Origin of the sequence: Frankia umida (genome assembly GCF_023242945.1) — a bacterium.
Classification (GTDB): domain Bacteria; phylum Actinomycetota; class Actinomycetes; order Frankiales; family Frankiaceae; genus Frankia; species Frankia umida.
Genome location: NZ_JALKFT010000003.1, coordinates 76,278 through 101,934, shown reverse-complemented (window position 1 = coordinate 101,934; position 25,657 = coordinate 76,278). Strand labels below are relative to the sequence as shown.

Annotated in this window: 21 protein-coding genes, 1 tRNA gene and 1 pseudogene; 11 read left to right on the top strand and 12 right to left on the bottom strand. The window is 70.8% G+C overall.

Annotated features, from left to right (window positions below; all coding sequences use genetic code 11):
• Window positions 1–105 precede the first annotated feature (105 nt).
• The 4 genes from egtD to egtA form a co-directional block, all read right to left on the bottom strand.
• Window positions 106–1,188, bottom strand: a complete 1,083-nt coding sequence (egtD, locus tag MXD59_RS04285; protein WP_248823522.1) for an L-histidine N(alpha)-methyltransferase — start codon at window positions 1,186–1,188, stop codon at window positions 106–108.
• The gene (gene egtC, locus MXD59_RS04280; RefSeq protein WP_248823521.1) at window positions 1,145–2,110 is read right to left on the bottom strand and encodes an ergothioneine biosynthesis protein EgtC; all 966 of its coding nucleotides are present in this window, start codon (window positions 2,108–2,110) and stop codon (window positions 1,145–1,147) included. The genes egtD and egtC overlap by 44 nt, the downstream gene beginning before the upstream one ends.
• 19 nt (window positions 2,111–2,129) lie before the next feature.
• On the bottom strand, window positions 2,130–3,449 hold the full coding sequence (gene egtB, locus MXD59_RS04275) for an ergothioneine biosynthesis protein EgtB (protein ID WP_248823654.1): 1,320 nt from the start codon (window positions 3,447–3,449) through the stop codon (window positions 2,130–2,132).
• Between the two features lie 146 nt (window positions 3,450–3,595).
• Window positions 3,596–5,092 (bottom strand): ergothioneine biosynthesis glutamate--cysteine ligase EgtA, encoded by a 1,497-nt coding sequence (gene egtA, locus MXD59_RS04270; protein WP_248823520.1) that lies wholly within the window; start codon window positions 5,090–5,092, stop codon window positions 3,596–3,598.
• 400 nt (window positions 5,093–5,492) lie between these two features.
• Between egtA and MXD59_RS04265 the strand changes: the two genes are divergently transcribed.
• From MXD59_RS04265 to arfB, 3 genes are all read left to right on the top strand, one after another.
• Entirely contained in the window at window positions 5,493–6,284 is a 792-nt protein-coding gene (locus MXD59_RS04265) for a nuclease-related domain-containing protein (protein ID WP_248823519.1), read from the top strand.
• A 115-nt stretch (window positions 6,285–6,399) separates the two neighbouring features.
• Window positions 6,400–6,546, top strand: a complete 147-nt coding sequence (locus MXD59_RS04260; RefSeq protein WP_163548719.1) for a DLW-39 family protein — start codon at window positions 6,400–6,402, stop codon at window positions 6,544–6,546.
• A 55-nt stretch (window positions 6,547–6,601) separates the two neighbouring features.
• Window positions 6,602–7,036: an alternative ribosome rescue aminoacyl-tRNA hydrolase ArfB gene (gene arfB / locus MXD59_RS04255; RefSeq protein ID WP_163548733.1), complete on the top strand. Its 435-nt coding sequence runs from the start codon at window positions 6,602–6,604 to the stop codon at window positions 7,034–7,036.
• A gap of 88 nt (window positions 7,037–7,124) precedes the next feature.
• On the opposite strand, the gene MXD59_RS04250 is transcribed toward arfB, so the two are convergent.
• Window positions 7,125–8,189, bottom strand: a complete 1,065-nt coding sequence (locus MXD59_RS04250) for a ParA family protein (protein ID WP_308222658.1) — start codon at window positions 8,187–8,189, stop codon at window positions 7,125–7,127.
• Window positions 8,190–8,351: 162 nt separating this feature from the next.
• On the bottom strand, window positions 8,352–9,236 hold the full coding sequence (locus MXD59_RS04245) for a maleylpyruvate isomerase N-terminal domain-containing protein (protein ID WP_248823518.1): 885 nt from the start codon (window positions 9,234–9,236) through the stop codon (window positions 8,352–8,354).
• Between the two features lie 167 nt (window positions 9,237–9,403).
• Between MXD59_RS04245 and MXD59_RS04240 the strand changes: the two genes are divergently transcribed.
• Together MXD59_RS04240 and MXD59_RS04235 are read left to right on the top strand one after the other, a co-directional pair.
• The gene (locus MXD59_RS04240; RefSeq protein WP_163548713.1) at window positions 9,404–9,751 is read left to right on the top strand and encodes a molybdopterin oxidoreductase; all 348 of its coding nucleotides are present in this window, start codon (window positions 9,404–9,406) and stop codon (window positions 9,749–9,751) included.
• A 201-nt stretch (window positions 9,752–9,952) separates the two neighbouring features.
• Window positions 9,953–10,025 (top strand) — tRNA-Ala (locus MXD59_RS04235).
• A 796-nt stretch (window positions 10,026–10,821) separates the two neighbouring features.
• On the opposite strand, the gene MXD59_RS04230 is transcribed toward MXD59_RS04235, so the two are convergent.
• Both MXD59_RS04230 and acpP read right to left on the bottom strand, forming a co-directional pair.
• On the bottom strand, window positions 10,822–11,442 hold the full coding sequence (locus MXD59_RS04230) for a hypothetical protein (protein ID WP_248810954.1): 621 nt from the start codon (window positions 11,440–11,442) through the stop codon (window positions 10,822–10,824).
• A 535-nt stretch (window positions 11,443–11,977) separates the two neighbouring features.
• Entirely contained in the window at window positions 11,978–12,214 is a 237-nt protein-coding gene (gene acpP, locus MXD59_RS04225) for an acyl carrier protein (RefSeq protein WP_248810952.1), read from the bottom strand.
• 319 nt (window positions 12,215–12,533) lie between these two features.
• On the opposite strand from acpP, the gene MXD59_RS04220 reads away from it, so the two are divergent.
• A complete protein-coding gene (locus MXD59_RS04220) occupies window positions 12,534–12,962 on the top strand; it encodes an HIT family protein (RefSeq protein ID WP_248823517.1) in 429 nt (142 codons plus the stop codon).
• A 93-nt stretch (window positions 12,963–13,055) separates the two neighbouring features.
• Here the strand turns inward: MXD59_RS04220 and MXD59_RS04215 are convergent, their stop codons facing one another.
• Window positions 13,056–13,517 (bottom strand): anthrone oxygenase family protein, encoded by a 462-nt coding sequence (locus MXD59_RS04215; RefSeq protein ID WP_248823516.1) that lies wholly within the window; start codon window positions 13,515–13,517, stop codon window positions 13,056–13,058.
• Window positions 13,518–13,892: 375 nt separating this feature from the next.
• Here MXD59_RS04215 and MXD59_RS04210 point away from each other — a divergent pair, with 375 nt between their 5' ends.
• Window positions 13,893–15,026: a DUF262 domain-containing protein gene (locus tag MXD59_RS04210; protein ID WP_248823515.1), complete on the top strand. Its 1,134-nt coding sequence runs from the start codon at window positions 13,893–13,895 to the stop codon at window positions 15,024–15,026.
• Complete coding sequence (locus MXD59_RS04205; protein ID WP_248823514.1) at window positions 15,027–15,542, top strand: HEPN domain-containing protein; 516 nt, start codon at window positions 15,027–15,029, stop codon at window positions 15,540–15,542. It abuts the gene before it with no gap.
• An 88-nt stretch (window positions 15,543–15,630) separates the two neighbouring features.
• Here the strand turns inward: MXD59_RS04205 and MXD59_RS04200 are convergent, their stop codons facing one another.
• Window positions 15,631–15,945: an antibiotic biosynthesis monooxygenase family protein gene (locus MXD59_RS04200; RefSeq protein WP_248810939.1), complete on the bottom strand. Its 315-nt coding sequence runs from the start codon at window positions 15,943–15,945 to the stop codon at window positions 15,631–15,633.
• A 1,045-nt stretch (window positions 15,946–16,990) separates the two neighbouring features.
• On the opposite strand from MXD59_RS04200, the pseudogene MXD59_RS04195 reads away from it, so the two are divergent.
• Window positions 16,991–17,665 (top strand): annotated as a pseudogene (locus tag MXD59_RS04195) (TetR/AcrR family transcriptional regulator); the annotation flags it as partial.
• A gap of 626 nt (window positions 17,666–18,291) precedes the next feature.
• Entirely contained in the window at window positions 18,292–20,538 is a 2,247-nt protein-coding gene (gene shc, locus MXD59_RS04190; RefSeq protein ID WP_248823512.1) for a squalene--hopene cyclase, read from the top strand.
• Window positions 20,539–20,717: 179 nt separating this feature from the next.
• Here the strand turns inward: shc and MXD59_RS04185 are convergent, their stop codons facing one another.
• Entirely contained in the window at window positions 20,718–22,358 is a 1,641-nt protein-coding gene (locus MXD59_RS04185) for an MFS transporter (RefSeq protein WP_248823511.1), read from the bottom strand.
• A gap of 232 nt (window positions 22,359–22,590) precedes the next feature.
• Between MXD59_RS04185 and MXD59_RS04180 the strand changes: the two genes are divergently transcribed.
• A complete protein-coding gene (locus MXD59_RS04180) occupies window positions 22,591–23,247 on the top strand; it encodes a TetR family transcriptional regulator (protein WP_217451585.1) in 657 nt (218 codons plus the stop codon).
• Between the two features lie 55 nt (window positions 23,248–23,302).
• On the opposite strand, the gene MXD59_RS04175 is transcribed toward MXD59_RS04180, so the two are convergent.
• Window positions 23,303–25,561, bottom strand: a complete 2,259-nt coding sequence (locus tag MXD59_RS04175) for an MMPL family transporter (RefSeq protein WP_248823510.1) — start codon at window positions 25,559–25,561, stop codon at window positions 23,303–23,305.
• Between the last annotated feature and the right edge of the window lie 96 nt (window positions 25,562–25,657).

The window sequence follows — 25,657 nt, the reverse complement described above, 5'->3', positions numbered from 1 at the left end:
TGGTGGGGCCCGCCCGGTCAGGCGGGCCCCACCCACCAGCCCGGCAGGCCGAACGAGTCGGCGAGTGCCCGGGCAGGTCCGGTGCGGGGAGCCGTGGCCGGCCGGTCAGATCGGGGCGGCGGCGGGTGGCGAGGCCGGGGTGGCGAGGGTGAGCGCGAAGGCGCCGTCGGGGTCGGTCCACCGGGCCGCGCACGCCCAGCCGGCCTGCTGGAGCTCGGCGTCCAGGCCCGCCGGGACGAACTTGGCGCTGATCTCGGTCAGCACATCCTCGCCCCGGGTGAAGTCGATGCTGAGCTTCAGCGCCCTGATGGTGACCCGCTGGTCGCGCACGGCGCGCAGCCGCATCTCGATCCACGAGTCGGCGGCGTTCCACACCGCGATGTGCGCGAAGCCGCGGATGTCGAAGTCCGCATCGAGCTCGCGGTTGATCACTGTGAGGATGTTGCGGTTGAACGCGGCGGTCACGCCGGCACCGTCGTCGTAGGCGGCTACCAGCCGATCCGGGTCCTTGGCCAGGTCGGTACCGAGCAGCAGCGCGTCGCCGGGGCCCGCCTGGTCGCGCAGCGCGGTCAGGAACTTGTGGCGGGCCGCGGGATGCAGATTGCCGATGGTGCCACCGAGGAAGGCGATGAGGCGGCGCCCGCCGGTGGGCAGCTGCGCCAGGTGCCGTTCGAAATCGCCGACCACGGCCAGCACGGACAGCCCCGGATAGTCGGCGAGGATCGCCTCCCCCGCGCTGGTCAGCGACGTCTCGTCCACATCGAAGGGGACGAAGCGGCGCAGGGTGCCGGTGTCGCGCAGCGCGTCCAGGAGCAGTCGGGTCTTCGCCGAACTGCCGGAGCCGAGTTCGATCAGGGTGTCCACCGGGCTGGCGGCGGCGATGTCGGCGGCGTGCAGCTCGAGGATCGCCCGTTCACACCGGGTGGGGTAGTACTCCGGCAGCCGGGTGATCTCCTCGAAGAGGAGGCCGCCGTGGGCGTCGTAGAACCACTTCGGCGGGAGGGTGCGCGGCGGGGACGACAACCCGGTGAGGACGTCACGGGAGAGTGCGGAGATCCGGTCGTTCTCGCGGACGTGCCGTTGCACGGTCAGACCGGGGCCAGCGGTGACGGATTCACGTGGAACAGTGGTCGAGTCCACGGGCTCAGCCGTCCCGGCGGGGGCGGTCGTCGGAGTGCTCGGTGTCATCGTGGCGTCCTCCATCGACGGTGTGCAACCCACAGTAGCCATCTCCGCTGGTCAAGCTACGAAGAGTGACTTTGCGCGTGTCGGCCACCAATAGGTAGTGGTCGGGAACCTCGATCCAGCCTGCCCCATCGTCATCCGGCTCACTCGCGACGAGGACACCGTCCTCCTCGATCCGATAGACGAGGGTCTCTCCCCAGGCGGTCGCGACGAGCTGGGTTCCATCGGTTACCACCAGATTGAGGCGAGCCGCTGACGGCCGGTCCGCTCCATCTGATCGCGGCGACCCGGACGCCGCCGGTGCGGCCGGCGGGCCCGGCGGAGCTGGTGGGGCTGGGGCTGGGGGCGGGGTCGTCCAGTCGCCGGCCCAGGGGCGTAGGGCGCCGGGGCGGGAGTCGGCGAGGCCGGCGTCGCCGAGGGCGGTCACCACCCGGGCGACGGCGTCGGCCAGGGGCTGACGTGCGGCGTGCTCCCAGACCAGCGCGGCCAGCAGCGCCGAGTCGCAGGCGGAATCGGGTGCGGGGGCCTCGGGATGCCGCGCGAGCAGGGTGCGGACGGCGGCGGGGTCCACCCGGCCGTTGTGACTGAGCAGCCGGGTGCCGTCGGTGAAGGGAGCGGTCGCGGACTCCTCGACCGGCATGCCGACGCTCGCGCTGCGCACGGCGGCCAGCACGCAACCCGAGGCGATCACCCCGGCCATCGACGCGTAGGAGGCGTCCGTCCACATCGGAACCGCTCGGCGGTAGCGGGCCGGCCCGGCGCGTAGCCGCGGGGCGTACCAGCCGACACCGTAACCGTCGGCGTTGATCGTGCCGTGCCGCATCCGCCGCGGCGCCCAGGACTGACGCAGCAGGCCGTGCGGCCGTGCCATCGTGAGTTCGGCGAGCGTGCGGGCAGCACCGATCCAGGCGAGATGACGACACACCGTCGGCTCCCTCGGGTCGTCAGTCGGCGTCGCGGGCCAACCGGAAACCGGCGAAGATCTGGCGCCGGATCGGGTAGTCCCAGTTGCGGAAGGTGGCCCGGCAGGCCGGTGCGCCGGTCGCCCAACTGCCACCGCGCAGGACCCGGAACGCGGACGACTCCCCGTCCTTCGGGAAGAAGACCTCGCTGTACTCGCGGTAGGGATGGGAGCGGAAACCCGGGTGGGGTGTGAAGCCGCTGGCCGTCCATTCCCACACGTCCCCGATCATCTGCTCGGCTCCGCAGGGACTCGCACCCGCGGGGTAGGCCCCCAACGGTGCGGGGCCGCTCGTGCGATGCCCCAGGTTGGCACGGTCCGGAGTCGGCGCGGTATCACCCCATGGATAGCGGTGTGAACGTCCGGTTGCCGGGTCGTGGGCGGCGGCCTTCTCCCACTCGGCTTCGGTGGGTAGCCGTCGACCGGCCCAGCGGGCGTGTGCCTCGGCCTCGTACCAGCACACATGTTGGACGGGCTCGTCCAGGGGCACCGGTTCGACATGGCCGAGCCGACGCCGTAGCCAGGTGTCGCCGTCGCGCCACCAGAACGCCGGGGCGGTGAGTCCCTCCCGCTGGCGCCAGTCCCACCCGGCGCTCGACCACAGCCGCTCGTCGTCGTAGCCGCCGGCCTCGAGGAAGGCGAGCTGCGCGCGGTTGCTGACCGGGAGGGTGTCGATCCAGAACGCGGGCAGGTCCACCCGGTGGGCGGGGCGTTCGTTGTCGTACGCCCAGGGATCGTCGCTGGTGCCGAAGGTGAACGGTCCTGCCGGCACCAGCACCTCGCGTCGCGCCACCGGCCGACCCGGTGGTGCCGGCAGGCCCGCGGCGAGCAGCGCGGCGCCGATCCGCAGCTGGTGGGTGGCCAGCATCGTCTCGTCGTGCTGATGTTCGTGCTGGATGACCATGCCGTAGACGAACCCGCCGGTCAGCAGCCTCGCCCGGGTGCCGTCGTCGCCGTGCGCCAGCGCCGGGTCGAGGTGGTCGAGCAGCTCGAACGCGCGGGCGCGGACCTCACGCAGGTAGGCCCGGGAGCCCTCCGGGCCGAGCAGGGACAGGCGGGCCCGGCTGGCCCGGTCGTGGCGGAACGCGTCGTAGACGCCGTCGAGGCCCGGCCGGGTCGCGGCCGCCTGGCCGAGCGCCCGGACCAGCCAGAGATCCTCGTAGTTGCCGATATGCGCCAGATCCCAGACCAGGGGCGACATCAACGGCGAATGCTGGCGGACGAGCTCGTCCTCGTCGACGTCGGTGTACGCCAGCGAACGCCGTCGGACGGCCTCCAACTCGCTGACCACCCGCGTCCGCAGGTCAGGGTCGCGCGGCTCGAAGCCTCGCGGCTCGAAGCCTCGCGCCTCGAAGCCTCGCGCCTCGAAGCCTCGCGCCTCGGGGTCGCGCGGCTCGGGGGCGTGGTCGTGGTCGGGGTCGTGCAGGTTGGGTTCGGAGGGGGGCTCGGTCAGGCGGCCGGGACGCACGACTGGGCCTCCTCCCGCAGCAGACCGGCCGGGCCGTTCTGGGCCAGCCGCTCGGACAGGTCGTCCGCCGGGCAGCGGCCGCGCAGCGTGTACCGCTGGGCGAATCGTTCGACGGCACCGAGGAGCTCCTGGGTGGAGCCGGCGCGGCGCAGGGCGTCCACGGCGAGGGCCAGACAGTCGGCGCCGGCCCGGGCCAGCGCCGGGTCGCCCATCGCGACCGTCGCGGCGGTCGACCAGTGTCGGGTCACCGGTTCGCAGGCCACGGCCGCGCCGGCGCTGGCGGCCGGGTCGGTGAGCAACGCCGTGGTCACCGCCACCGCCACCTGCCAGCCGTCCCCCGGCTGCGCGTCCAGGTAGCGGATCTCCCACCAGCCCCGCGGCCGGACCGGCGGGAACAGCGTCGTCGCGTGGTAGCGGAGGTCGTCCACCGTGGGCGGACGGTCGACGGGACCGTGCCCGTCGAGCCAGTCGGCGAGGGTGTGGCCCGCGGTGGACGCGACGAAGTGCTCCTCATGGTCCGCCCGGTGACCGTCCGCGTCCCGCCGGCCCGGGATCGCGGTCATCATCAGCGGGGCGGCCAGCAGGTAGCGGGCCCAGCGGGCGGCGAGACCGGAGTCGGTGTCGGGGGGTATGTCGAGCACGGAGCCGGTGCGGCTGGCATCGATACCGGCCCAGATCGACTGCCGGGTGCAGTGCCAGCCGGTGCGCCGCCCGGCGAGCGCGGGCGAGGCGGCGAACATGGCTGTCAGCACCGGTCCGACGGTGTGGGCGAGCTGGAAACGCCGCTCGGCGTCGACCGGGTCCGCCCCAAGGTCCAGGTTGACCTGGACGGACGCCGTCGAGAACATCATCGCCTCCCCGGCCGCGCCCCCGCCGGCCCGGAAGTGATCACCCATCGCCGCATAGCGGGACGCGGTGGTCTGGCAGATCCCGGCGCGCAGCGGATCGGTGCCCATGCCGATCAGGGCGAGGCCGTCCTGCGCCAGGGCGGCGCGGACCAGCCGCAGGTCGGCGGCGGTCGCCGCGAGGGCCGCGGACAGCGCCGCCGGCGGGCCGGACAACTCCAGCTGGCCACCAGGTTCGAAGGTGAGTCGGCTGCCACCTGGCAGCACCGTTCCGACGAGATCCGCGCCCCCCGCGTCACCGGGGCTGCCCTTGCCGCCGGCATCGCCGGCGTCCTGCGTGGTGTCGGCCGGCGCGTGGGCGATCGCGGCGAGGGCACGTCCGGTGCGCTCCGGTGGGACGGGACGGTCGACGGCCCGACGATCGACCACGAACCACTCGGTCTCGATTCCCACCGTCTCGTCCCGTTCTTCGCGGGAAGCGGTGGGCGGCGTCACGCAGGCGAGTGCAAAGGAGACAACCCCGGCACGGTCGAGCGGTTCGTCACCGAGCGGGACGGTGGGGTCGACCGGACCGTGGTGATGCGGTGCGATGTCCTCGTTGCCCGCCGCCCGAGATGGCGCGTGACCTGGCATCCTGCGGCTCCTTCGGGGTGCGGCGACCGTCGGCGCCGCGCTCGACGGTGGTTGTTGGGTTGTCTCCTCCCCATCGACAGCGCCGACTATCCGAGTGGGCCACGTGGTGTCGTCTCGGCGACCTTGGCGATGGGTGGTATAGATGTGGGTTCAACGTGGTTCTCTCTCGCATATTCCACACCCTGACCCTGTCACGACTCTGGCGTTATGACCCTGTCGGTGTTGTGCATTCGATGGAATGGTGACCGGGATGGCCCACAAGCCGGTTGCGTGGCGTAATCGCCTGCGGGCCGGCCCGGTTCCGGACCGGAGGCAAGCGCCGAACCCAGCGGCGTCGAGACGGCGCCGGGAGGTGGTGACCGCGGACGTGTCCGACCGACAGTCAGCGGGACGTTCGGCCATGGCCGAGTACCTGCGGCGCCGGGAGTTGTACTGCGCCGAGCGGGCCGACCACCGGCGGCGCTTCTGCGTCGTCGCGGGCGGCATCGCCGTGGCGGCGGTCCTGGTCGTGGTGGTGCTCTGCGCCCTCGTCGGGCTGCCCACGGGGGTGGTCGCCCAGCTCGGCGTTGTCGCGGCGCTGGTCGTCGGGGTGGTCGCGGCGGTGCGGTTCCTGCGGACCCCACCCGAGATCGAGGCATGGCGCCAGGACGCCGAGGCCGAACGCAGCACCGCCCGGGCGCTCGACCGCCTGGTCCGCGCCGGTTACACGGTGCTGCACGACCGGGCCCTGGCGGATTCGGCGAGCAACATCGACCATCTGGTGATCGGTCCGTCCGGCGCGTGGGTGATCGAGACCGACGCCCACGAGGGCCCCGTCCGGCAGAACGCCGCCGGCGTCTGGGCTGGCAAGGTGCCCCTTCGGGCCATGCTGGGCCTGGTCGCGTGGATGGGCGAGGAGGCCACCGCCCAGCTGCTCGGCGAACTACCGGCGGGTTGGCAGCTCGAGGTGCAGCCGGTGGTCGGATTCGCCCGGGCCGAGGTGCCGGCCGGGCTCGCCCTGATCGACGGCGTCCTGCTGCTACCCGCGTCCGGTGTGGCCGACTATGTCCTTTCCGCCGGGGTTGTCCTGCGTCCGATCGACGTCGCGATGCTGGTGGACGTCGCCGAACGCGCCTTTCCCGCCTACGAGGTGACCAGCCCGCCGCGGTCCTGGCCGGCGCGCTCCCGGCTGCGCGGCCTGCTTCGACGCTGAGAATCCGCTGCTTGGACGTGCCTTCCGGGATGGGCGGGATACCGTGGAGGACGTCGCGAACAGTGGCACCCACGGCTGCAGGCGGCCGATGGCGGGCCGGACGAGGGGAGTCGACATGGCGCGCAAGGTGACAGTGCTGGCGCTGCTGGCAGGAGCCGGTGCGGCCCTGACCGCCGCCCGGCGGCGCTCCCGCGGCGGCGAGGAGATCGACCTGTGGCGCGAGGCCACCTCCACCGCCGGTACCGCCGCGACCCCGCACTGACCATCCGGTCGCAAGTCAGCTGACGGATGGCCCCGGGTCGGGCACCATGAAGGGCATGCTGCCCCGGGAGATCTCGATTCAACCGGGGTTCGTGCTGCCCGCGGATGAGCTGAACTGGCGCTACTCGCGTTCGTCCGGGCCAGGTGGCCAGTCGGTCAACACCTCCGACTCGCGGGTCGAACTGGCCTTCGACGTCGCCGGCTCGCCGTCCATCCCGGAGGTGGCCCGCGAACGTGCCCTGATCCGGCTCGCCGGCCGGTTGCACGGCGGGGTCCTCACCGTCGTCGCCAGCGAACACCGTTCGCAGCTGCGTAACCGCGAGGCCGCACTCGAACGCCTGGTGGACGCCCTGCGCACCGCGACCTCCCGCCCGCCGCGGCCGCGCCGGGCGACCAAGCCGTCCCGCGGCTCCGTCGAACGTCGCCTGAAGGCCAAGAAGCAGCGTTCCGCGACCAAACGGGATCGCCGCTCCGCCCCACCACACGACTGACCGGGCACCCCGGCCCAGGTCAGCGCAGATCAGCGCGGGTCAGGGGGACGCCGACGCAGGTCAGGTGGCCGGCGTGGATCGGCGCGGGTCAGGTGGGGATGCGCAGGGTGGGGTCGATGTAGGCGAGGCGGGCGCGGACCTTGAGGGCCAGGTCGCGGAAGTCGGTGTAGCAGCGGCGGACGGCGGTCTGGGTGCCGCCGAGGGCGCCGTCACCGGCGCGCAGCTCGAACATGGGCTTGCGGGCGTCGTGGGCCAGCGGGACCAGGTTGGCGTAGTTGCGCATGGTGGCGATCTCGAAGGACCGATCATGCGCGTCGGGATGACCGGCGCCCAGCACCGAGGTCGAGAAGACCTCGGGGATGCGGTCGAGCCACCGGTCGTGGGACTTCGCGGGCCGGTCGGCGCGGGTGGGCGGCTGCATCACGATGTAGCCGATCGGCATCATCAGGCCGCGTGGCGCCGCGATCCGCTCGGGGACCTTCGGCAGCACGGTCCCCTGCCAGGTCGAACGCCAGTCCCGCAGGGTCGGGCCGAGGTTACGCAGACCGCGCAGGGAGAACAGGTCGGCGGCGATCGGCATGAGGACGGTGTCCGCGGACAGCAACGCCGCGCGGTTGATCGCACCCAGGTTGGGGCCGACGTCGATCAGCACGATCTCGGCGCCGACCGCGCGGGCACCGTTCTCGATGGCGCGGTGCAGCGCGGTGGTGGTGCGCAGGGCTGCGACATCCTTGCCGAGGAAGCTGTTCGGCCAGGCGGCGGACAGCCGGTCCTCGAACACGCTGAGTTCGACGTCCCCCGGCAGCAGCCACAGGCCGTCCTCGATGGTCACCGGCGTGATCAGGTCGACGTCGCCGACGCCCTCCATGATCGGCGCGATGGCGCTGGCCATCGTGCCGGAGTGCCGGTTCGTGCGGGGGGTACGCGTGTCGAGGTCGAAGGGTTTCGGTGCCGAGGACGCGGTGTCCTCCGGCTCGCCCCACAGGATGGTCAGCTCCTCCTCGTCAAGGAACTGCGCGGTGAGGTTGGCCTGCGGGTCAAGATCGACGGCGAGCACCCGGTGGCCCATCCGTTGCAGCATGTGCGCGAGATGGTAGGCCAGGGTGGTCTTGCCGACGCCACCCTTGTTGTTGAACAGCGCCATCGTGATCACGCGGCGACCCGCCGGTCGCGCTCGTGACGCGGGGCTACCCGGAGGTTGTCCGTATTGTCCGACACGGCGGGCATTCTCTCGCCCGCCGTGGTTCACCCGATCGCCGGGCGCACCCGATGTGTCGCTACTCGCCCGCCCGACTACTCGCCGGCGCCACGCGCCTCACACCCAGGGCCCGAGGGACGGCCAGTCGTCGGCACCGCGCTCGCGGCCCGTCAACCAGGCCAGCGCCGGGACGGTCGGGGCGTCCACGATGACCAGCCGCTCCCCACGTCCCACCGCGGTGGACGGCCGATCGCCCGGCGCCAGCAGCACGGTGTACTCCGGCGGTACCCGGTCGGGCAGGCCACGCACCGTCCAGGCCCATTCGAGGTCGAGGTACGGCGCGTCGAGATCCATCCAGCGGGGTCCACCGCGGTCGGCCAGCTCCAGGTCGACCAGGTGCACCTCGACCTCGCGCCACCGCAGGAAGAGCAGATCGGCCAGCGACGTGACGCCGTACGAACTCACCCTGCCGTACCCGGTCCGCCAGCCGTCGACGGTGACCGCGTCCCACGCCCGTTCCAGGCGAGCCACCGAATCCGCGATCGCCACCCGGGCGACCGCGGCGGGCACGTCCCGTCCGGCCTCGATGTCGCCGTCGCGCTGCGCCTGCCCACCCGGATACTGATCGCCGACCCCGCCAGCGGACGCGGCCTCCACCATCCCCGCATGGCCCTCGGCGTTACGGGCCAGATGGGTGAGCAGATGCGCCACACTCCACCCCGGCAGCCCGCACGGCCGCCGCAACACCTCGTCCTCGACGTTAGCGAGCAGATCCACGAGCCGACGATGGGCCGCCGTCACCCCCGCCAGCAGATCATGCGGGACGACCGAGGGTCGATACCCCGAGCCCGCCGGCCCCGCGCCCGGCCCGGCCGCCGCCAGCGCCGCGGCGACACCGGACTCCTGCACCGGACCAGGGTCCGTCAGGTCGGTCGGCCTGCTCGGATCGGCCGGTCGGCCGTCGGAGGGTCGGTCAGGACGGTAGGAGGTGGGGGCAGCCATAGCACCACGGTCCCCTCTTCCGCCAGCCGACGCCAGACGAAAACGCCGTACCGGGGAAGATCAGTGGTCCGTCCCGGCGTGTGACCGACGGGACCGGCCGAACGGCCGACACCGTGACCTACCCTGGGCGTGACGACGTTCGCGGGACAGCCGGTGGGAGGCGGATCATGTTCACCACCGCACGTTTCCTCCAGGGCATCGTCGCGTTCGAGGGCCGCGGCCTGGCCACCCCGTTCTCCCTCGGCCCCACCTTCACCTACGTCGTCCCGGACGGCACCACCGCCCAGCCCCTGTACTTCCGCGGCGGTAACTCCACCGACGAGCTGATCTGCGCGATCCTGCAGCGGGACAGCCGCCCGATGCGCTACTTCCCGATCGGCGCCCGCGCCTCGGTGCACATCCCGCTGCGCGTCATCGAGGACCTCCCGCCCGCCACCCGCGTCGACCTGTACCTGGCCGCCCCCGAAGGCCTCACCGGCACCCTCGTCCTCGACGTGGGCATCGTCGAACTCTGACCCCGCCCCGATCCCCACCCTCGCCGACCAGCGATCTCAGCCCACCCGCGGTCCCAGCCCACCGGGGTTCCGGCCCAGGCCCGTCGAAGCCCATCGGCCGGGATGCTGGACGGATGCCGTAGTCTGTAGAGGCGTTCCGCTCCGAGGATCGCGCTCTCCCGCGTCGCGCGGGATGGTGCGGTGGTCGGGTGGTGCGGCTAAGGGGGCGTAGCTCAATTGGCAGAGCACTGCCTTTGCAAGGCAGGGGTTCGGGGTTCAAATCCCCGCGTCTCCACGCGCTGATTTCTCGTAGTTGCCGTCCTTTGGGCGGCTTCTCGCCTGCCGCGATACTGGTCCGGGGGGCGATCCCCGGACCCCCTTCCTGGCGTGGCAGCTTCCTGAGGTCGCTGTGTAGCCAACCGGAGTCTGTTTTCTTCGGCTTCGTCGATCTCGTTGGCCAGGAAGGCGTCCAGCGCGGCGGCGTGGAGGCATTCGGGGAAGGCGTCGCCGTAGCGCTTCGTGGTCATCCGAGGTGTGATGGGGCCGAGGATCTCCATCGTGGTGCGTGGTCCGACGTCGGCCATCAGGAGGACCGTGGCACAGGCGTGGTGAAGGTCGTGCAGCCGTAGCCACGGAAGATCATCCTTGGCTCGAAGCTCTTCAACACGTCGTGCGCCGCGGTGGGGACGGAAAGAGGACGCCGTGAGTTCCGGGTCTTCGGTTGGACGAGCCGGAGTTCATCGTTCTCGCGTTGCACCGACCACTGAACCCGCAAGGTCCGGGTGTCCGGGTCGACATCCGACCAGCGCAGGCCAGCGCCGGCCGGGACGTGGACGTGGACGTGGAGCCTGGGGCGATGGTGGGCGTTGTGCGGTCGGATTCCGAGGTGTTGCTGCGATTCCTGCGCGCCGGCTCGGAAGAATGGCCTGAGCTCGCGGGTCCGGGCCGGGTTGTCCGGCCCCGACCGTTGCCCACCCGGCCCTGATCCCAGGGCCACGCGTCACGTGGGCCTTCAACGCCGGCGGCACGCGGCCTTCAGCGCCGGCGCATCGGCTCCCCGTGGTGCCTGACGACCGCGGGTCGGGCTGGGGTCAGGACGTTGTCCGGCTCACCCGAACCAGGAGATGGTGGAAGCCGGCGAAGCCGCCGAACAGGCCGCTGATCTCCTTCACCTCGACGCGGCTGAGGGCATCGGGGTGCGGTGGCTTGCCGGCGGATGGCAGGTTCGCCAGCGCCTTGGCGAACGCGTCGTCAAAGCTGAGCGTGGGAGACAGCCCGACGGCCTCGTCCGCCGCGGCCAACGCTGTGGTCGAGGTGCCGCTGTCGGACGTGGCGCCACCGGAGTTGCTGCTGGCAGGGTCTTCGCGCCCGGATGTGGCGCGGACGGCGGCCGCATAGCCGGCGAGCTCGGGTCCGCAGGGCTCGATCTCGACATGGTCTGCACCGTCGGCGTGGATGACCGTGATCGTGTTCTGGTCCTCGGGGAAGCGGACCGCCTCCGCGTACCGGTACGGCGTGACGATCTGCGGAAAGATGCCGGGCCGGGCGTATCGCCGGAGTTCGAACTCCGGCGGAGAGATCTTCAGTGGGCTCGGCGTGATGTCGACGTTGAACCCGGGAGTGGGTAGATCGCCCTCGGCGACCAGCAGCACATAATGACCCTCGCGGAAGGCGCGGATCTGCCTGCGGCTCGCCAGTGCACTGCGACTCATGGTTCCTCCTGTTTGCTCTCACCAATGCCTGCTCTCACCACGGTCTCCGGGTGGGTGGGGCGGAAGCGCGGAGAAGAAGCGGCGGGTCTGCCCGACCATGGTGGCGCCTTTATTTTTCCACCGCCGTCATCGGATGGGCAATGTCGGTAAGCGGACAGGAAATGGCCTGGCCATGATTTCGGTGAGATCAGGGATCGGATACCACTGGTGATTCGTCGCGGATGGCAGCGAATTTCCGCGGGGCACCGTTTTCTGGCTGTTCCTGCCGAGTGCGGCACGCACGCGTTTTGGGCCACCGAGGTCGGCGGCTGGGCGACCGGGGAGAAGACCCTGGCCCGCGGCCTGCTCATGCGGTTGAACCGCGACGAGATACTGACCGCCGACCGTGGGCTCTACTCGTTCGACAACTGGTCGCCGGCGGCCGGCACCGGCGCAGTCCCGCGCCGCCCGCAGGCGGCAGCAGGATCCCCTCCATCAGGTCCGAGGAGCCGTCGTCCCACGGCGTGCGGATCGCGGTGGACAGCCCGACAGCGCCCTACCGTCGGTGTGCGTTGATCCAGTTGATGGCATCCTGCACGGTGTTGATCTCCTCGGCGTCCTCGTCGGAGATACCGATGGAGAACTCCTCTTCCAGGGCCACACCCAGCTCGACAAGGTCCAGGGAGTCCGCTCCCAGGTCCTCGACGAACGACGCGCTGTTCGTCACCTCCTCCGACGTGACGTTCAGCTGCTCCACAACCACGTTCTTGACGCGATCCTCGACGGTGGACATTCCGCGGCCTCCTGCTCCGGTGTGCATGGGAACGGACACGACCCGCATATTCTCTGATCGGTCCACGCAGTGGGTTCCGTCGCCCACCCCTGATGTGACGCCCGCCACGCAGACCCTGTCTCGTCTGGCGCCATGCCCGCCCGGCGAGGGGTGATCGAGCATGCCCACACGGTGCTGAGCCCGATGCCGGCCCGTCTCAGGTAGATCCACGTGTCCACCCGGCCGCGGGAGATCCGTCACCCGGCAGCGGCGCCGTCGCGAGTACGCACCACTGCTGGGACTGTTCGCATGAGCGGGTCCGCGTGGGAGAGTCCAGCCGGTGGACCCGAAAACTCGACAGTGCATTTTCTGTGCCATCGTGGCGGGTGCCGCGCCGGCGTGGATCACCGACCAGGACGACTGGACGGTGTCCTTCCTCGACATCTCGCCGGCGGCGCCGGGGCACACCCTGGTCGTGCCCAGAACGCATGCCGACGATCTGTGGAGTATCAGCTCCGAGGACGCGCAGAAGGTGATGGCGGCAGCCCATCGGGTTGCCGGGCGGCTGCGCGACCGGCTGCGGCCCGACGGGCTCTCCCTTACCCAGGCGAACCGTGCCGCGGCCGGCCAGGAGGTCTTTCACCTCCACGTCCACCTGGTACCCCGCTATGTCGGTGACCAGGTGCGCCGTGCAGGGAGTGCCGTCCAGGCCGGTCCGGAAGAACTTGCCGCCACCTGGGAGTCCCTGCGGTCGCCGGCCGATTCCTAACCCGACCGGGGCCCGATCGGAAGCGCGCTGCCGGGACAGGGGCCAGACGGCGTCCTCGCGGTTTTCGGGACGCCCGGATATAAGGAAGACGCGTCAGGTCGTGGTGGCTGCCAGGGCGAGCAGGACCAGGGCGGTGAGAGCGGCGATCGTGCGGATGGAGTTGAAGAAGTCCCAGCGGGCGCGGTGGGACTGCCAGTCGCTGGGGGGCGCGTCCGGACTCCAGGTGGCCATCGCGTTGTTGATGGGGAGGTCGCCCCGGACGGTGACGATGATGTTGGTGAAGACGGCCACCGCGGCGATGGCGGCGAGGATGGCGCTGGTGGCGGGGCCGGCCACAGCGGCGGCTACGGCGAGGGCGACCGTCGAGAACAGACTGGTGATCTGCAGGGGTTTCATGAACTTCGGGTAGCTGACGTCGAACGCCTGCTTGACGGTCACGTAGGTGGTCGCGGGCAGGGTGTGCATCGCGGGCCGCACGGCGACCAGACCGATGGTCATCGTGCCGGCGACCAGGCCGGTCAGAACGAGGGAGATCACGACAAGGGCCGAGACCATGATTGTTCGGCTCTCCATCCATCAGGCGCGGCTGAGTGGATGCGTTCGTACCAAGCTGGGCAGATCGTCGTGACCCGTTGGCCGCTACATGCCATCCGGGGTCGGGTGGATCCCGGAGCCCATCTGCCCCGCGGCCAGATCGGCTGGTGTGGGCAAGGTGATGCCGACGGGTGCGTTCGGGCGGCGCGCACGACGGTTGGAGTTTAGTTGTCCTGGTGTGACCGCATAAGGACGTTCCGCAGTAGTGCGGGCTAGGATGGCGGATGTGTCGTTCGAACTGATCACAGTGAGTCCGGCGGAGGCGGGTGCTCTGGCCCGCACCGCGCCTGTGCGTCATCGTGAAGAGCTTCGCCGCTCGGCTCGTAGGGTGCGAACGTGAACCAGATCGCTTCTGAGGGTCCGCTTCGGGATGACAGCCTCGAGCCGGAGGAACTCCGTGACGAGGATGTCGCCGAGCTGAGTGAGGTCGATCCCGACCCGGCGCAGATCAGCTACAGCGGGACGGACTTCGACGTCGAGGGTCTGGTCCGCCGGCATGACCGGGGTGACATCGTCGTGCCCAGTTTCGGAAACGACGACCCGAGCATCGAGACGGCTGGCTTCCAGCGGCGCTTCGTGTGGCGGCGTCCGCAGATGGACCGGTTCATCGAGTCACTGCTGCTGGGATACCCCATCCCGGGAATCTTCCTCGTTCAGCAGCAGGACCGCCGCTATCTCGTCCTGGACGGGCAGCAGCGGATCAGAACGCTGAGCGCCTTCTACAACGGGATCTTCGGGGGACGTGAGTTCGCCCTGCAGAACGTCGCGCCCAGATTTCGTGACCTGACCTACAAGGCGCTGGGCCCGGAACTTCGCCGGACGCTTGACAACACCTTCATCCAGGCGACCGTCGTCAAGACCGATGGTACCCGGGACTCGCTTGACGCGGTCTACCAGATCTTCGAACGTCTCAACTCGGGTGGTACCCAGCTGACGCCGCACGAGATCCGGGTGGCGCTCTACGCCGGCCGTTTCATCGAGTTTCTGACCAAGCTGAACGAGACGCCTTCCTGGCGTGCGCTGTACGGTCCCATGTCCCCGCGGCTGCGGGATCAGGAAATCGTCCTGAGATTCATCGCGCTGTATATTTCTCCGGGGAACTACCACCGGCCGCTGAAAAAGTACCTCAATGACTTCGTGGGCGCCCACCGGAACCTGGAGGACCTTCCGGTGGATGTCCTGACCTCCAGGTTCGAGCGGGCGACCGAGCTGATTCTCGAAAAGGCTGGGCGCAGCGCACTGCGCGCCAGGGGCAGCCAGTTGAACGCGGCCCTGACCGAGGCGCTCCTGGTGGGGATCGCGCGACGGCTGGACGTGGGCACCGAGCCGACTCCCGCCGCTATCAAACGGCAGATCCACACACTGCTCGAGGAGCCGGGCCTGGAACAGGTCATCGCCAGGGCCACCGCGGATGAGGAAAGCGTCCGGACCCGGCTCGCGTTGGCGACCACGGTCTTCTCCCGGATATAGATGTCCAGACCAGCTACCGCAAGCCAGATCTGGCCGCCCCAGGAAGTGGTGTTCATATCGAGGCGGCTCGCCGAGCTTGAATCCCTGGTCCGGGAGCGAGCCAGCAGGGCGGATGATCAGGAGGCCGCGGCCTGGCTGGCTCGCCTGCTGGTGATCAGAAGCTGCGGATATGTCGAGCAGGCGGTCGCCGAGACCGCGCGGGCCTATACGAGCAGCAAGTCATACGGTCTTGTCCGCAACTTCTCGCTGGCCTGGCTGGAGCGGACCCAGAATCCAACGCCGGACGCGCTGGAAGCGTTCGTCGGGCGTTTCGGCTCCGACCTGAAGCAGGAGCTCCGTGAGCTTTTCGACGCGAACGACGAGGAGCTGCGCCGGGAGCTCGCGTTCCTGGTCGACCGTCGCAACAAGATCGCGCATGGGTTGAACGAAGGTGTCGGTGTGGTCAAGGCGCTCGCGTTGAAGAAGGTGGCGTGCGAGGCGGCGGACTGGTTCATCCTGCGGTTCCGGCCGGACTGAGTGGCGTCCGGTTCGGCCAGCCGACCGGCCTGGGTGGGATGGGATGCCCCGCTCCGTAACCCAGGCCGGCCGCCGGATGGGGTCGGCGCTACGCGGAGTCGCCGGCCACCGAGCGCTGGACGACCTCGAACTCGAGCAGGGACGCGCCGGAGGAGACCGGGCGGGCACGCTCGCCGGAGTGGGCCTCCATGGCGGGGCCGGTGAGCCACGCCTGGAAGGACTCCTCGCTGTCCCAGTGGGTCACGACGAAGTAGCGGTTGTCGCCCTTCACCGGACGCAGCAGCTCGAACGAGACGAAGCCGGGCTGGCCGTCCACCGCGTGCAGGCGGTTGGAGAAGCGCTTCTCCAGCTCGGGGCCGGCGCCCTCGGGAACCTCGATGGCATTGATCTTCACAACGGTCACCCGTCCAGCCTAGGCCCAAATCCGGCCACGGTCGGGCGTGGCATCCGGCCGAGGACACACGCCTCAGACGCGAGGCGCGGGTCGACGCAGCGGGATGGCCGCGCATGTGAACCTCGCCGCGGTAGGTCCGGCCCGCGCCGCCCGCGGGAAATCGAAAGGCCACAGATCCATCGCCGAGCTGGCACACTTCGGCGTGCCGGTATTGAACCTGATGCGCCCGGGACGCGGAAACTCGTGCATCGCCTGGACGAACCGGGGGTGTTTTTCGGCAGTGGCGAGGCCACGAACCCGGCCGCGGTACGGACGGCCTGATGCCCCGAACCCGCCGCGGTGGCCGCGGGTGGCCGGGACGGGCAGACCACGATCACGGCCGGCCGGCGAGACCTCAGTCGACCACCTTGACCAGGTCTTTTCCACCCGAGCCACCGCACCCACAGCCGGATGGCACGTGCCACCGTGGCGGGCCCGCTGCCCGCGGCGCGGCCGTGCGCCAGGGCACTGTCGCATCCGATGCGCCGGCGCCGCGCGCGATTGTCCGGGTGGAGACGAGGCCGATGTCGTGTCCGGATTCTGACGGCACTCAGGGCGCCGGCCACGTGAATGGCGACCTACTGTGGCGACGTGGCCAAAACGCGAATGCTCATTGTCAGGATCGATCCGAACCTGATTCCAGGTATTGACTCCGCGGCGGTCGAGCGCATTGTCGACGCCGGTGGGGAAGCGAGCGCCGCGGCCGTGCGGCGGGTGCCATCGCCCGGCTGAGGCGGCGTGGTCCGGTCCGGCCGGGTGGCGGCGTCGCATCCTCGGCTGGTGGCCTTGTTGGCACCTATCGGTGCTGTCGAGGCCGATGGGATGCCCGTCACGTTCGACCGAGATCTGGGACGCGGTCCGCGTCCTGGCTGGTTGGGATGGGTGTACCCGGCTGACGGGGAGCGCGCGGGCTGGTGTCAAGATAGTCAGAAAACTGTCAGTCGGTGCCAGTTGCCGGTTGCCGGCGTACGTTGAGCGGGGGCTGCGGCCAGGACGCGCAGGTGGGGGGATCACAGTGTCGACAGGGAACGCGGAGGGCCTGCGGGAGCGCAAGAAACGGCGCACCAGGCAGGCGATCATCGAAGTCGCGCACGAGCTGTTCACCGAGAAGGGCTTCGAGGCGACCACGGTCGAGGAGATAGCCGCGGGGGCGGATGTCTCCGTGCGGACGCTGTTCCGCTACTTCACCAGCAAGGAAGCCATCGCCCTCGCACCGCTGGAGGAGATGGGCGACCTCACCGTCGCCGCCCTGCGCCGTCGACCGGTGGACGAACCGCCGCTGCTCGCCCTGCGCAACGCGGCCCTGAGCGCCTGGGGGCTGATGTCCCCGGACGGAGCCTCCCTGCGTCACTACGCCGATCATCTGATGCCGGTCAGCGGCGCGTCGCCACTGGCCGGCGCGGTCCTGCACCGGCTGATCGCCATCGGTGACCGGCTGGCCGCGGAACTGGCCGTCAGTGAACCGGTCGGCGACGGTGACAGTGCCACACCGGCACCGGCACCGGCACCGGCACCGGCGTTGGCACCAGCACTGGCGTCGGTGGCGTTGCCGTTCGCGGAGTTGGACGCGCGGCTGACCGTCTCGGTCTTCCTCGCGGCGCTGCAGGTGGCGATCCGCTCCTGGTGCGCGGCCGGGAGCACGGACCTGCAGGTTCTGCTCACCACGGTCGAGACCTGCCTCGACCGGCTCGGCCCCACCGCCGTCCCACGTCCCGCTGCCACCACGACGGACGGGTCCATCGGGTCCAGGGGGGAGGCGAGACCGCCGGTCGATCAGGGCCCGGGTCAGCCGCCAGCCGCACCCGGGCCGGAGCCGGAGTCGAAGCAGCCATCCATCGCGGCGAAGGCGCAGCGGCCGCCCGCCTCCCCGACTCCCGGCCGGCCACCGAGCTCACGAGGTCGGGATCCCGGCCGAGACAGACCCCCGACCCCGCCCGGACCAGGGCGATCACCGGCCATCCAGGGGGCGTCCGGCCGGTTGACCCCACCAAGGGTCGCCCTGGCCGCCGCCAGTACCTAGGGCATCGGGCAGCACCCACCAGGCCCGCCCCAGCACTCCCGCCCCCCAGCCCCAGCCCCCACCCCCAGAGCACCCGAAGCCTGGCATCCGGAGCCCGGTCCTTGGAGCTCCCGGAGCCTGAGCCCCGGGCCAGGCCCGAACGAGGCGGACGTACCGCCGACCATCCCGCGACATCAGGGTGCCCCACCCGTGGCACCGTCCATCCGTTTTGTTCGGGTCTGAACCACTCTGACCAGCCCGCCTGCGGCGGATCCCCAGCCCACATCCGCTCGACACAGGTACAAGGACGAAATCCCATGGCATCCCCTGAGACCACCGGCACCGCGATCACGCCCATCCCCGAGCAGGGCAGGGCGCACGCGATGCCCGCCCCCGCGAGGCCCAGCGCCGAACCGCCTGCCGATGCGATGCCTGCCCACGACGCGATGCTCGCGGCCGAGGACGCGTCCGTCCGGGCGGAGATGGAGCACGGCGGGTCCGCGCGGCGGGCGCCCGCGAACACGCTGGGGCAGACGCTGCAGCGTGGGGTCGAACATCTGCTGAGCCTGCAGGACAAGGCCGGCTGGTGGAAGTTCGACCTCGAGAGCAACACGACGATGGACGCCGAGGACCTGCTGCTACGGGAGTTCCTCGGCATCCGGACGGAGGCCGCGACCGAGGCGTCCGCCCGGTTCATCCGGTCGCGGCAGCGTCCCGACGGCGCCTGGCCGCTGTTCTACGGCGGCCCCGGTGACCTGTCGGCGACGCTCGAGTCGTACATCGGCCTGCGGCTGGCCGGTGACGACCTGGACGCCGAGCACATGCGGCTCGCCGGCGCGTGGATCAGGGCGCACGGCGGGATTCCCCAGACGCGCGTGTTCACCCGCATCTGGCTGGCGCTGTTCGGCTGGTGGCGGTGGGAGGACCTGCCGGTCATCCCACCGGAGATCATGTTCCTGCCGCCGACCGCGCCGCTGAACATCTACTCGTTCTCGACCTGGGCGCGCCAGACCATCGTGCCGCTCACGATCGTCCAGGCGCTGCGTCCGGTGCATCCCGCGCCGTTCAGCCTCGACGAACTGGACGTCCCCGCCGAGGACGCCGCCGGTGTCCGGACGTCCGCCGACGCGGATGCCGGCGCGGGTGCCGGTGACAAGGCCGACACCGACGCGGTCGCGGTCGCGGTGGCCGACGAGGTCGTCGTGAAGGGCACGGTGACCAACGCGGCGGGGACGCCCGTCAGGCAGCGTCGGGACGGCGGCTGGGCGGCGAAGCTGCGGGCGAGGGTCGGCTGGCGGGAGGTGTTCGTCGGCGTCGACAAGGCGCTGCACCGCTACCACTCGATGCCGGTGCGGCCGCTGCGCACGCAGGCGATCCGCGCGGCGGAACGGTGGATCGTCACCCGGCAGGAGGCGGACGGGTGCTTCGGTGGGATTCAGCCGCCGGCCGTCTACTCGATCATCGCGCTGCACCTGCTCGGCTACTCGCTCGACCATCCGGTGCTCACCGCCGCGCTGCAGGCCCTCGAGGACTACAGCGTCACGATGCCGGACGGTGCGCGGATGGTCGAGGCGTCGCAGTCACCGATCTGGGACACCGCCCTCGCCGGGATCGCCCTGGCCGAGGCGGGGGAGACCGCGGGGATCGCCGGCGACCACCCGGCGCTGCTGCGCACCGCCGACTACCTGCTGGGCCAGGAGATCCGGGACAAGCGCGGCGACTGGGCGGTGAACCACCCTGACCTTGAGCCCAGTGGCTGGGCGTTCGAGTTCGAGAACGACACCTACCCCGACACCGACGACACCGCGGCGGTGCTGCTGGCGCTGCGCAAGGTGCGTCATCCACGGTCCAGGGAACTGAAGGCGTCGATGGAGCGGGGCATCACCTGGCTGTTCGGGATGCAGTCCAGCGACGGTGGCTGGGGCGCCTACGACTCGGACAACACCTCCACGCTGGTCTACGAGATCCCGTTCGGGGATTTCGGGGCGCTCACCGACCCGCCGTCCGCCGACGTCACCGCGCACGTCGTCGAACTGCTCGCCGAGGAGGGGCTGGCCGACGACCCGCGTACGCGCCGGGGCGTCCAGTGGCTGTTGGACGCGCAGGAGACCGATGGTTCGTGGTTCGGCCGGTGGGGCGTCAACTACGTGTACGGCACCGGGAACGTCCTGCCGGCGTTGCGGGCGGCGGGGGTCGCACCGTCCGACCCGGTCATGCGGGCCGGCGCCGACTGGCTGCTCGCCCACCAGAACGCCGACGGCGGCTGGGGTGAGGACGTGCGTTCCTACGACGACCGGGACTGGGCCGGCCGCGGGGAGACCACCGCGTCGCAGACCGCGTGGGGAATGCTCGGCCTGCTCGCCACCGACCGGCGACCCGAGGTCGTGGAGGCCCTGGCCCGCGGCGCCCGCTGGCTCGCCGAGAACCAGCTGCCGAACGGCACCTGGGACGAGCCGCACTTCACCGGCACCGGATTCCCCGGCGACTTCTACCTCAACTACTACGGCTACCGGCTGCTCTGGCCGGTGATGGCGCTCGGCCGCTACCTGCGCGAGTGCGGCTAGGACGCGGGAGACGGCCCGGACCGGCGGGCGGTGCCCCCCGGCAAAGAAGGACGCGGAGACGGAACGAGGACGGGCCCGGCGAGGTGGCGGGCCCGTCCCTCGTGATGTGACATGAGCCAGCCGGCGGCAAGGTCGACTGGCGGCAAGGTCAACTGGCGGCGAGTCGACCGGCGGCGAGGTCAGCCGGCGGCGAAGGCGCCGCTGTCGGTGGGACGGCCGCTGGCGCGGATGAACGGGGCGGCGCACGCGCCGATCAGGGTGACGATCGCGCCGACGAGCAGTGCGACGTGCAGGCCGGACATGAACGCGGCATGCGAACCGGCGGCCAGCGCCTCACCGACACCGGCGGACGTGCCGGGCGGCGGCGTGAGGGCGACACCCTGGCTGACCGTCTCGGCCGAGTCCGCGAGCCGGGTCGCCAGCCGCTCGGGCGCGCCGGCCCCGACGAGCTTGTCGACGAGGACACCGCTGATCCGGGCGGTCAGGATCGAGCCGAGCACCGACGTCCCGATGGCGCCGCCGAGCTGCATCGCGGTGCTCTGCAGGCCACCGGCGACCCCGGACAGTTCCAGCGGGGCGTTGCCGACGATCGCCTCGGCCGAGGCGACGGCGACGAACGCGATCCCGAGGCCCAGCGCCAGCAGCGACGGCCACAGCCGCAGATAGGACGAGTTCGCGTCCAGCTGCGTCAACCCGAACAGCGCCGCGGACGTCACCAGCAGACCGAGCCCGATCGGGACCCGCGGGCCGTACCGCGTGGTCAGACTCGCACCGATCGGACTGCCGACCATGAACACCGTGGTGAGCGGCAGCAGCCGCACCCCGGCGCCGACAGCCGAGTATCCGTGCACGTTCTGCAGGTACAGCGTGACGAAGAACAGCACACCGAACATCGCGAAGAAGTTCACCAGCACCAGGACGCTGCCCAACGTCACCGTCCGGTTGCGAAACAGCGACAGTGGTAGCAGGGGCTGGGCGACCCGGCTCTCGGCGAGGACGAACAGCGCCAGCAGGGCGACCGAGCCCCCGAGGAACCCGAACGTCAAGGGGCTGCTCCAGCCCCAGGTCTGTGCCTTGACCACCCCGAAGACCAGGGCGAACAGTCCGCCGGAGAGCAGGACGAGGCCGAGCGGGTCGAAACGCTGCCCGGGCCGGTCGTCCCGGCTCTCGCGCACGACGGCGATGCCGACCAGCAGCGCGATCACGCCGACCGGGACGTTGATGTAGAACACCGACTCCCAGGAGACGTTCTCGACGAGTAGACCGCCGATGATCGGGCCGGCCGCGATCGAGATGGCGGAGCTCGCTCCCCAGATCCCGATGGCGGAGTTCAGCTTCTCGGCGGGGAACACCGAACGCAGCAGCGCCAGCGTGTTCGGCATCAGCAGCGCGCCGAACACCCCCTGGAACGCCCGCCACAGAATGACCTCGCCGATGCTGCCGGACAGACCGACCAGCAGCGACGTGAGCGCGAAGCCGATGATGCCGGTGAGGAAGACCTTCTTGCGGCCGAACCGGTCGCCGAGCTTGCCGCCGACGACGAGCAGGACGGCCAGCGCCAGCAGATACGAGTTGGTCACCCACTGCAGACTTTCGAGGCTGGCGCCGAGGTCACGGGCGATGAACGGGTTCGCGATCGAGACGACCGTGCCGTCCAGCCCGACCATGACCACCCCGAGCGCGACGCTGATCAGCGTCAGCCACGGGTTGGATCGCAGCTTCTCGAACCGCCCGGCCGCGGCCACCCCCGCTTCCGGTGGGTGCGGCGGCGATCCCGACCCGGTGCTCGTGGTGGTGCCTGTGCTGGGAGCTGCGGACACAGCGACCTCCACGTCGACGGCACGCCGTCGCGGTCTGGACAGAAGGGGTAAAAGTGGCATAGAACTGCCAGTTAACAGTCGGGTGACAGATTTTGAGCCTACCGTCAGCGGTGCCGGGTGCCAGGCCATGAGGTCGGGAGAGCCCGAGGTCACAGCCCCGCGGCGCGGGCCGGTTCCCGAGGGAGCGGCCCCGCGGCGTGGACTGTCCACAGACAGGGACGGACAAGCGCACATGGCCTCACCAGCACACGTGTCGGTACCGGCGGGCCCCGCCCCGGTGGTGGGCCTGGGACTGCGGGAGCGCAAGAAGGCGCGGACCAGGGAGACGCTCGTCCACGCGGCCGGCCGGCTGTTCGCCGAACGGGGGTACGAGGCGACGACCGTCGAGGACATCGCCGCCGCCGCCGACGTCTCGCCGCGGACCTTCTTCCGCTACTTCCCGGCCAAGGACGACGTGGTCAGCGCGATCTTTCGGTCCGCCGGCCTCGGCCCGCTCGTGGACGCCCGCCCACCGGCCGAGCCGGCCGCCCGGTCACTGCGGGCCATGGCGTTCCTCGTGCTGCGCGCCTGCGCGGACAACCGGGAGAAGTCCCTGGCCGTGCTGCACATGATCGCGACCCGGCCCGAGTTGCGGGCCCGGTTCGCCGAGGTGCAGCAGGAACGGATCGACGAGCTGGCCGGGCAGGTGGCCCGCCGCCTCGGCGCCCCACCGGATCCGCTGCGGGCCCGGCTGATGGCCAGCTGGACCCTCGCCACCCTTGACGTTCTCCTGCTGGACTGGGCCGCCGGCGGGGGTGGGCCGGACCTGCTCGCCCGCGCCGAGGCGGCCTTCGACCAGCTCGCACCCGCCCTCGCCGAAACGACCACGGACGGCCGGGTCAACCTCTGACCTGGCCGTCCGTGGGCATATCGCTACCAGCCCTGCGGGGACTGCGGGTGCCTGACTAGCGTCGGCGCGGCCCGGTCTGCTCCGGCTGCTGGTTGAACCATTCGGCGTCGGGCTGTGCGGGTGGGCCATCCGCATGCTCGCCCGCACCGCCGGTGTCCACGACGATGGCGCCGGTCCGTGCGCCGGCCGGCTCGGACGCGCCCGGCTGGTGGGCGGCGGTGAGGTGGCTGCCCTCAAGGTCAAGGTCGGGCAGGATGCGGTCCAGCGACTTCGGCAGCGCCCAGGCGACATGCCCGCTGAGCTTGAGGATCGCCGGGACCAGCGTCATCCGGACGATGAACGCGTCCACCGCGACACCGACGGCCAGGGCCAGGCCGATGGACTTGATGACCGAGTCGTCACCGAAGATGAAGCTGCCGAACACGGCCATCATGATCAGGGCCGCGGCGGTGATGACCCGGGCGGTGGACGCCATCCCCTCGGTGATGGCGTTCGACGGGTCACGGTGGTGCACGTAGTGCTCACGGATCCGGGAGACCAGGAACATCTCGTAGTCCATCGCCAGGCCGAACAGGATGCCGATCAACAGCACCGGCAGGAAGCTGACGATCGGCCCGGGCGCCTCGACCCCGAACAGGCCGCCGAGGTGGCCCTGCTGGAAGACGTAGACGGTGATGCCCAGCGACGCGCCGATCGAGAGCAGGAAGCCGAGCACCGCCTTCACCGGCACGAGCAGCGACCGGAACACCAGCGTGAGCAGCACCAGCGCCAGACCGACGATCAGCACCAGGAACAGGGGCAGCGAGCTGGACAGCTTGTCCGACACGTCGATGTTGGACGCGGTGTTGCCGGTGACGTAGGCACGGCCACCCCGCTCCTTCTCGACCCGGTCCGCGGCTGTTCGGATCGTCTTGACCAGGTCCTTCGTCTCCTGCGACGACGGTCCCGACCTGGGGGTGACGGCGATGATCGCGACGTCGCCGGCCTGGTTCGCGGTCGGCTCGCCGACGGCGGCGACGTCGTCGGCGTTGCGCAGGCCCTCGGCCCCGGAAGCGGCGGCGGCCTTGGCCCCGGCGCTGCCAGGGGTCGAGATCACCAGCGTGAGCGGGCCGTTGAAGCCGGTTCCGAAGCCGTTGGTGAGCAGGTCGTAGGCGCGTCGCTCGGTGGTGGAGGTGGGCTGGCTCGAGTCATCGGGCAGGCCGAGCTTCATCCCGGTGAGCGGGATCGCGAGCACCCCGGCGACCACCAGGCAGGCGACCACGGTCAGCCACGGCTTGGCCGTGACGATGCCGGCCCAGCGGTGACCGAACGGCTGCCGGTTCGCCGCGGCGGCCCTGGCCGTCCGACGGGTCAGCGGCTTGATGCGTCCGGCGTTCACCCGCGGTCCGAGTACGGCGAGCAGGGCGGGGACCAGGGTCAGCGCGATCACCACGACGACGGCGACGGTTCCCGCGGCCGCCAGACCCATGACGGTCAGGAACGGAATGCCGACCACGGCCAGACCGGACAGGGCGATCACCACGGTGAGCCCGGCGAAGGTCACCGCGCCACCGGCGGTGGCGGTGGACAGGGCGATCGATTCGTTGATCTCCATACCCTCGGCGAGGTTCTGCCGGTGCCGGGTCAGGATGAACAACGCGTAGTCGATGCCGACGGCCAGGCCCAGCATCAGCGCCAGGATGGGCGCGGTGTCGCTCAGCGAGACGATGCCGGAGAGCGCCTGGATGCCGAGCAGCCCGATCGCGACCCCGATCAGCGCGATCACCATCGGCATACCCGCGGCGACCAGACCACCGAAGGTGATCGCCAGCACGACGAACGCGATGATGATGCCGTAGATCTCGGTGCTGCCCGCCCCACCTTCGGTGACGAAGACCCCACCGGAGAAGTCGACCTGGAGCCCGACGGCGCGGAGCTCGTCGGCGATCTTCTGGATGGCGTCCTTCGACTCGTCGCTGACGTTGTCGGCGACGACGGAGTAGCGGATGTCGCTGAACGCGACCCGTCCGTTGTCGCTGACGGTCGCCTTGTCCCAGGTGGTGACACCGACGACCTCAGGCGCCTTGGCCACCTCGGTGAGTGCCTTCTCGGCCGCCGCCTGGTACCCGGCGTCGGTCACCTTGTGCCCGTCGGGCGCGGCGATCACCATCCGGGCGGTGGCGCCGCCGGTGCCGGGGAACTTCGCGTCCAGCAGGTCGATGGCCTGCTGCGACTCCGTGCCCGGGATCTTGAAGGCGCTGCTCGTCGGGCCGGAGAAGGCCGTCGCGCAGAGGGCGATGCCGGCCAGGACCACCACCCAGAAACTGATGACCAACCTTCGTCGTTCGACTGCGAAACGGCCTAGTCGGTGCAGGAACGCTCCCATGCCCACTCCCAATCCCAGCTCGATCGGAGCCGGTCGTTGACCGCC

What these genes read in the sequence shown, in the direction of transcription:
- egtD (WP_248823522.1), bottom strand. Translation starts at nt 1,188, where the DNA reads ATGACACCGAGCACTCCGACGACCGCCCCCGCCGGGACGGCTGAGCCC.
- egtA (WP_248823520.1), bottom strand. Translation starts at nt 5,092, where the DNA reads ATGCCAGGTCACGCGCCATCTCGGGCGGCGGGCAACGAGGACATCGCA.
- MXD59_RS04265 (WP_248823519.1), top strand. Translation starts at nt 5,493, where the DNA reads ATGGCCGAGTACCTGCGGCGCCGGGAGTTGTACTGCGCCGAGCGGGCC.
- MXD59_RS04260 (WP_163548719.1), top strand. Translation starts at nt 6,400, where the DNA reads ATGGCGCGCAAGGTGACAGTGCTGGCGCTGCTGGCAGGAGCCGGTGCG.
- arfB (WP_163548733.1), top strand. Translation starts at nt 6,602, where the DNA reads ATGCTGCCCCGGGAGATCTCGATTCAACCGGGGTTCGTGCTGCCCGCG.
- MXD59_RS04245 (WP_248823518.1), bottom strand. Translation starts at nt 9,236, where the DNA reads ATGGCTGCCCCCACCTCCTACCGTCCTGACCGACCCTCCGACGGCCGA.
- MXD59_RS04240 (WP_163548713.1), top strand. Translation starts at nt 9,404, where the DNA reads ATGTTCACCACCGCACGTTTCCTCCAGGGCATCGTCGCGTTCGAGGGC.
- MXD59_RS04230 (WP_248810954.1), bottom strand. Translation starts at nt 11,442, where the DNA reads ATGAGTCGCAGTGCACTGGCGAGCCGCAGGCAGATCCGCGCCTTCCGC.
- acpP (WP_248810952.1), bottom strand. Translation starts at nt 12,214, where the DNA reads ATGTCCACCGTCGAGGATCGCGTCAAGAACGTGGTTGTGGAGCAGCTG.
- MXD59_RS04215 (WP_248823516.1), bottom strand. Translation starts at nt 13,517, where the DNA reads ATGGTCTCGGCCCTTGTCGTGATCTCCCTCGTTCTGACCGGCCTGGTC.
- MXD59_RS04205 (WP_248823514.1), top strand. Translation starts at nt 15,027, where the DNA reads ATGTCCAGACCAGCTACCGCAAGCCAGATCTGGCCGCCCCAGGAAGTG.
- shc (WP_248823512.1), top strand. Translation starts at nt 18,292, where the DNA reads ATGGCATCCCCTGAGACCACCGGCACCGCGATCACGCCCATCCCCGAG.
- MXD59_RS04180 (WP_217451585.1), top strand. Translation starts at nt 22,591, where the DNA reads ATGGCCTCACCAGCACACGTGTCGGTACCGGCGGGCCCCGCCCCGGTG.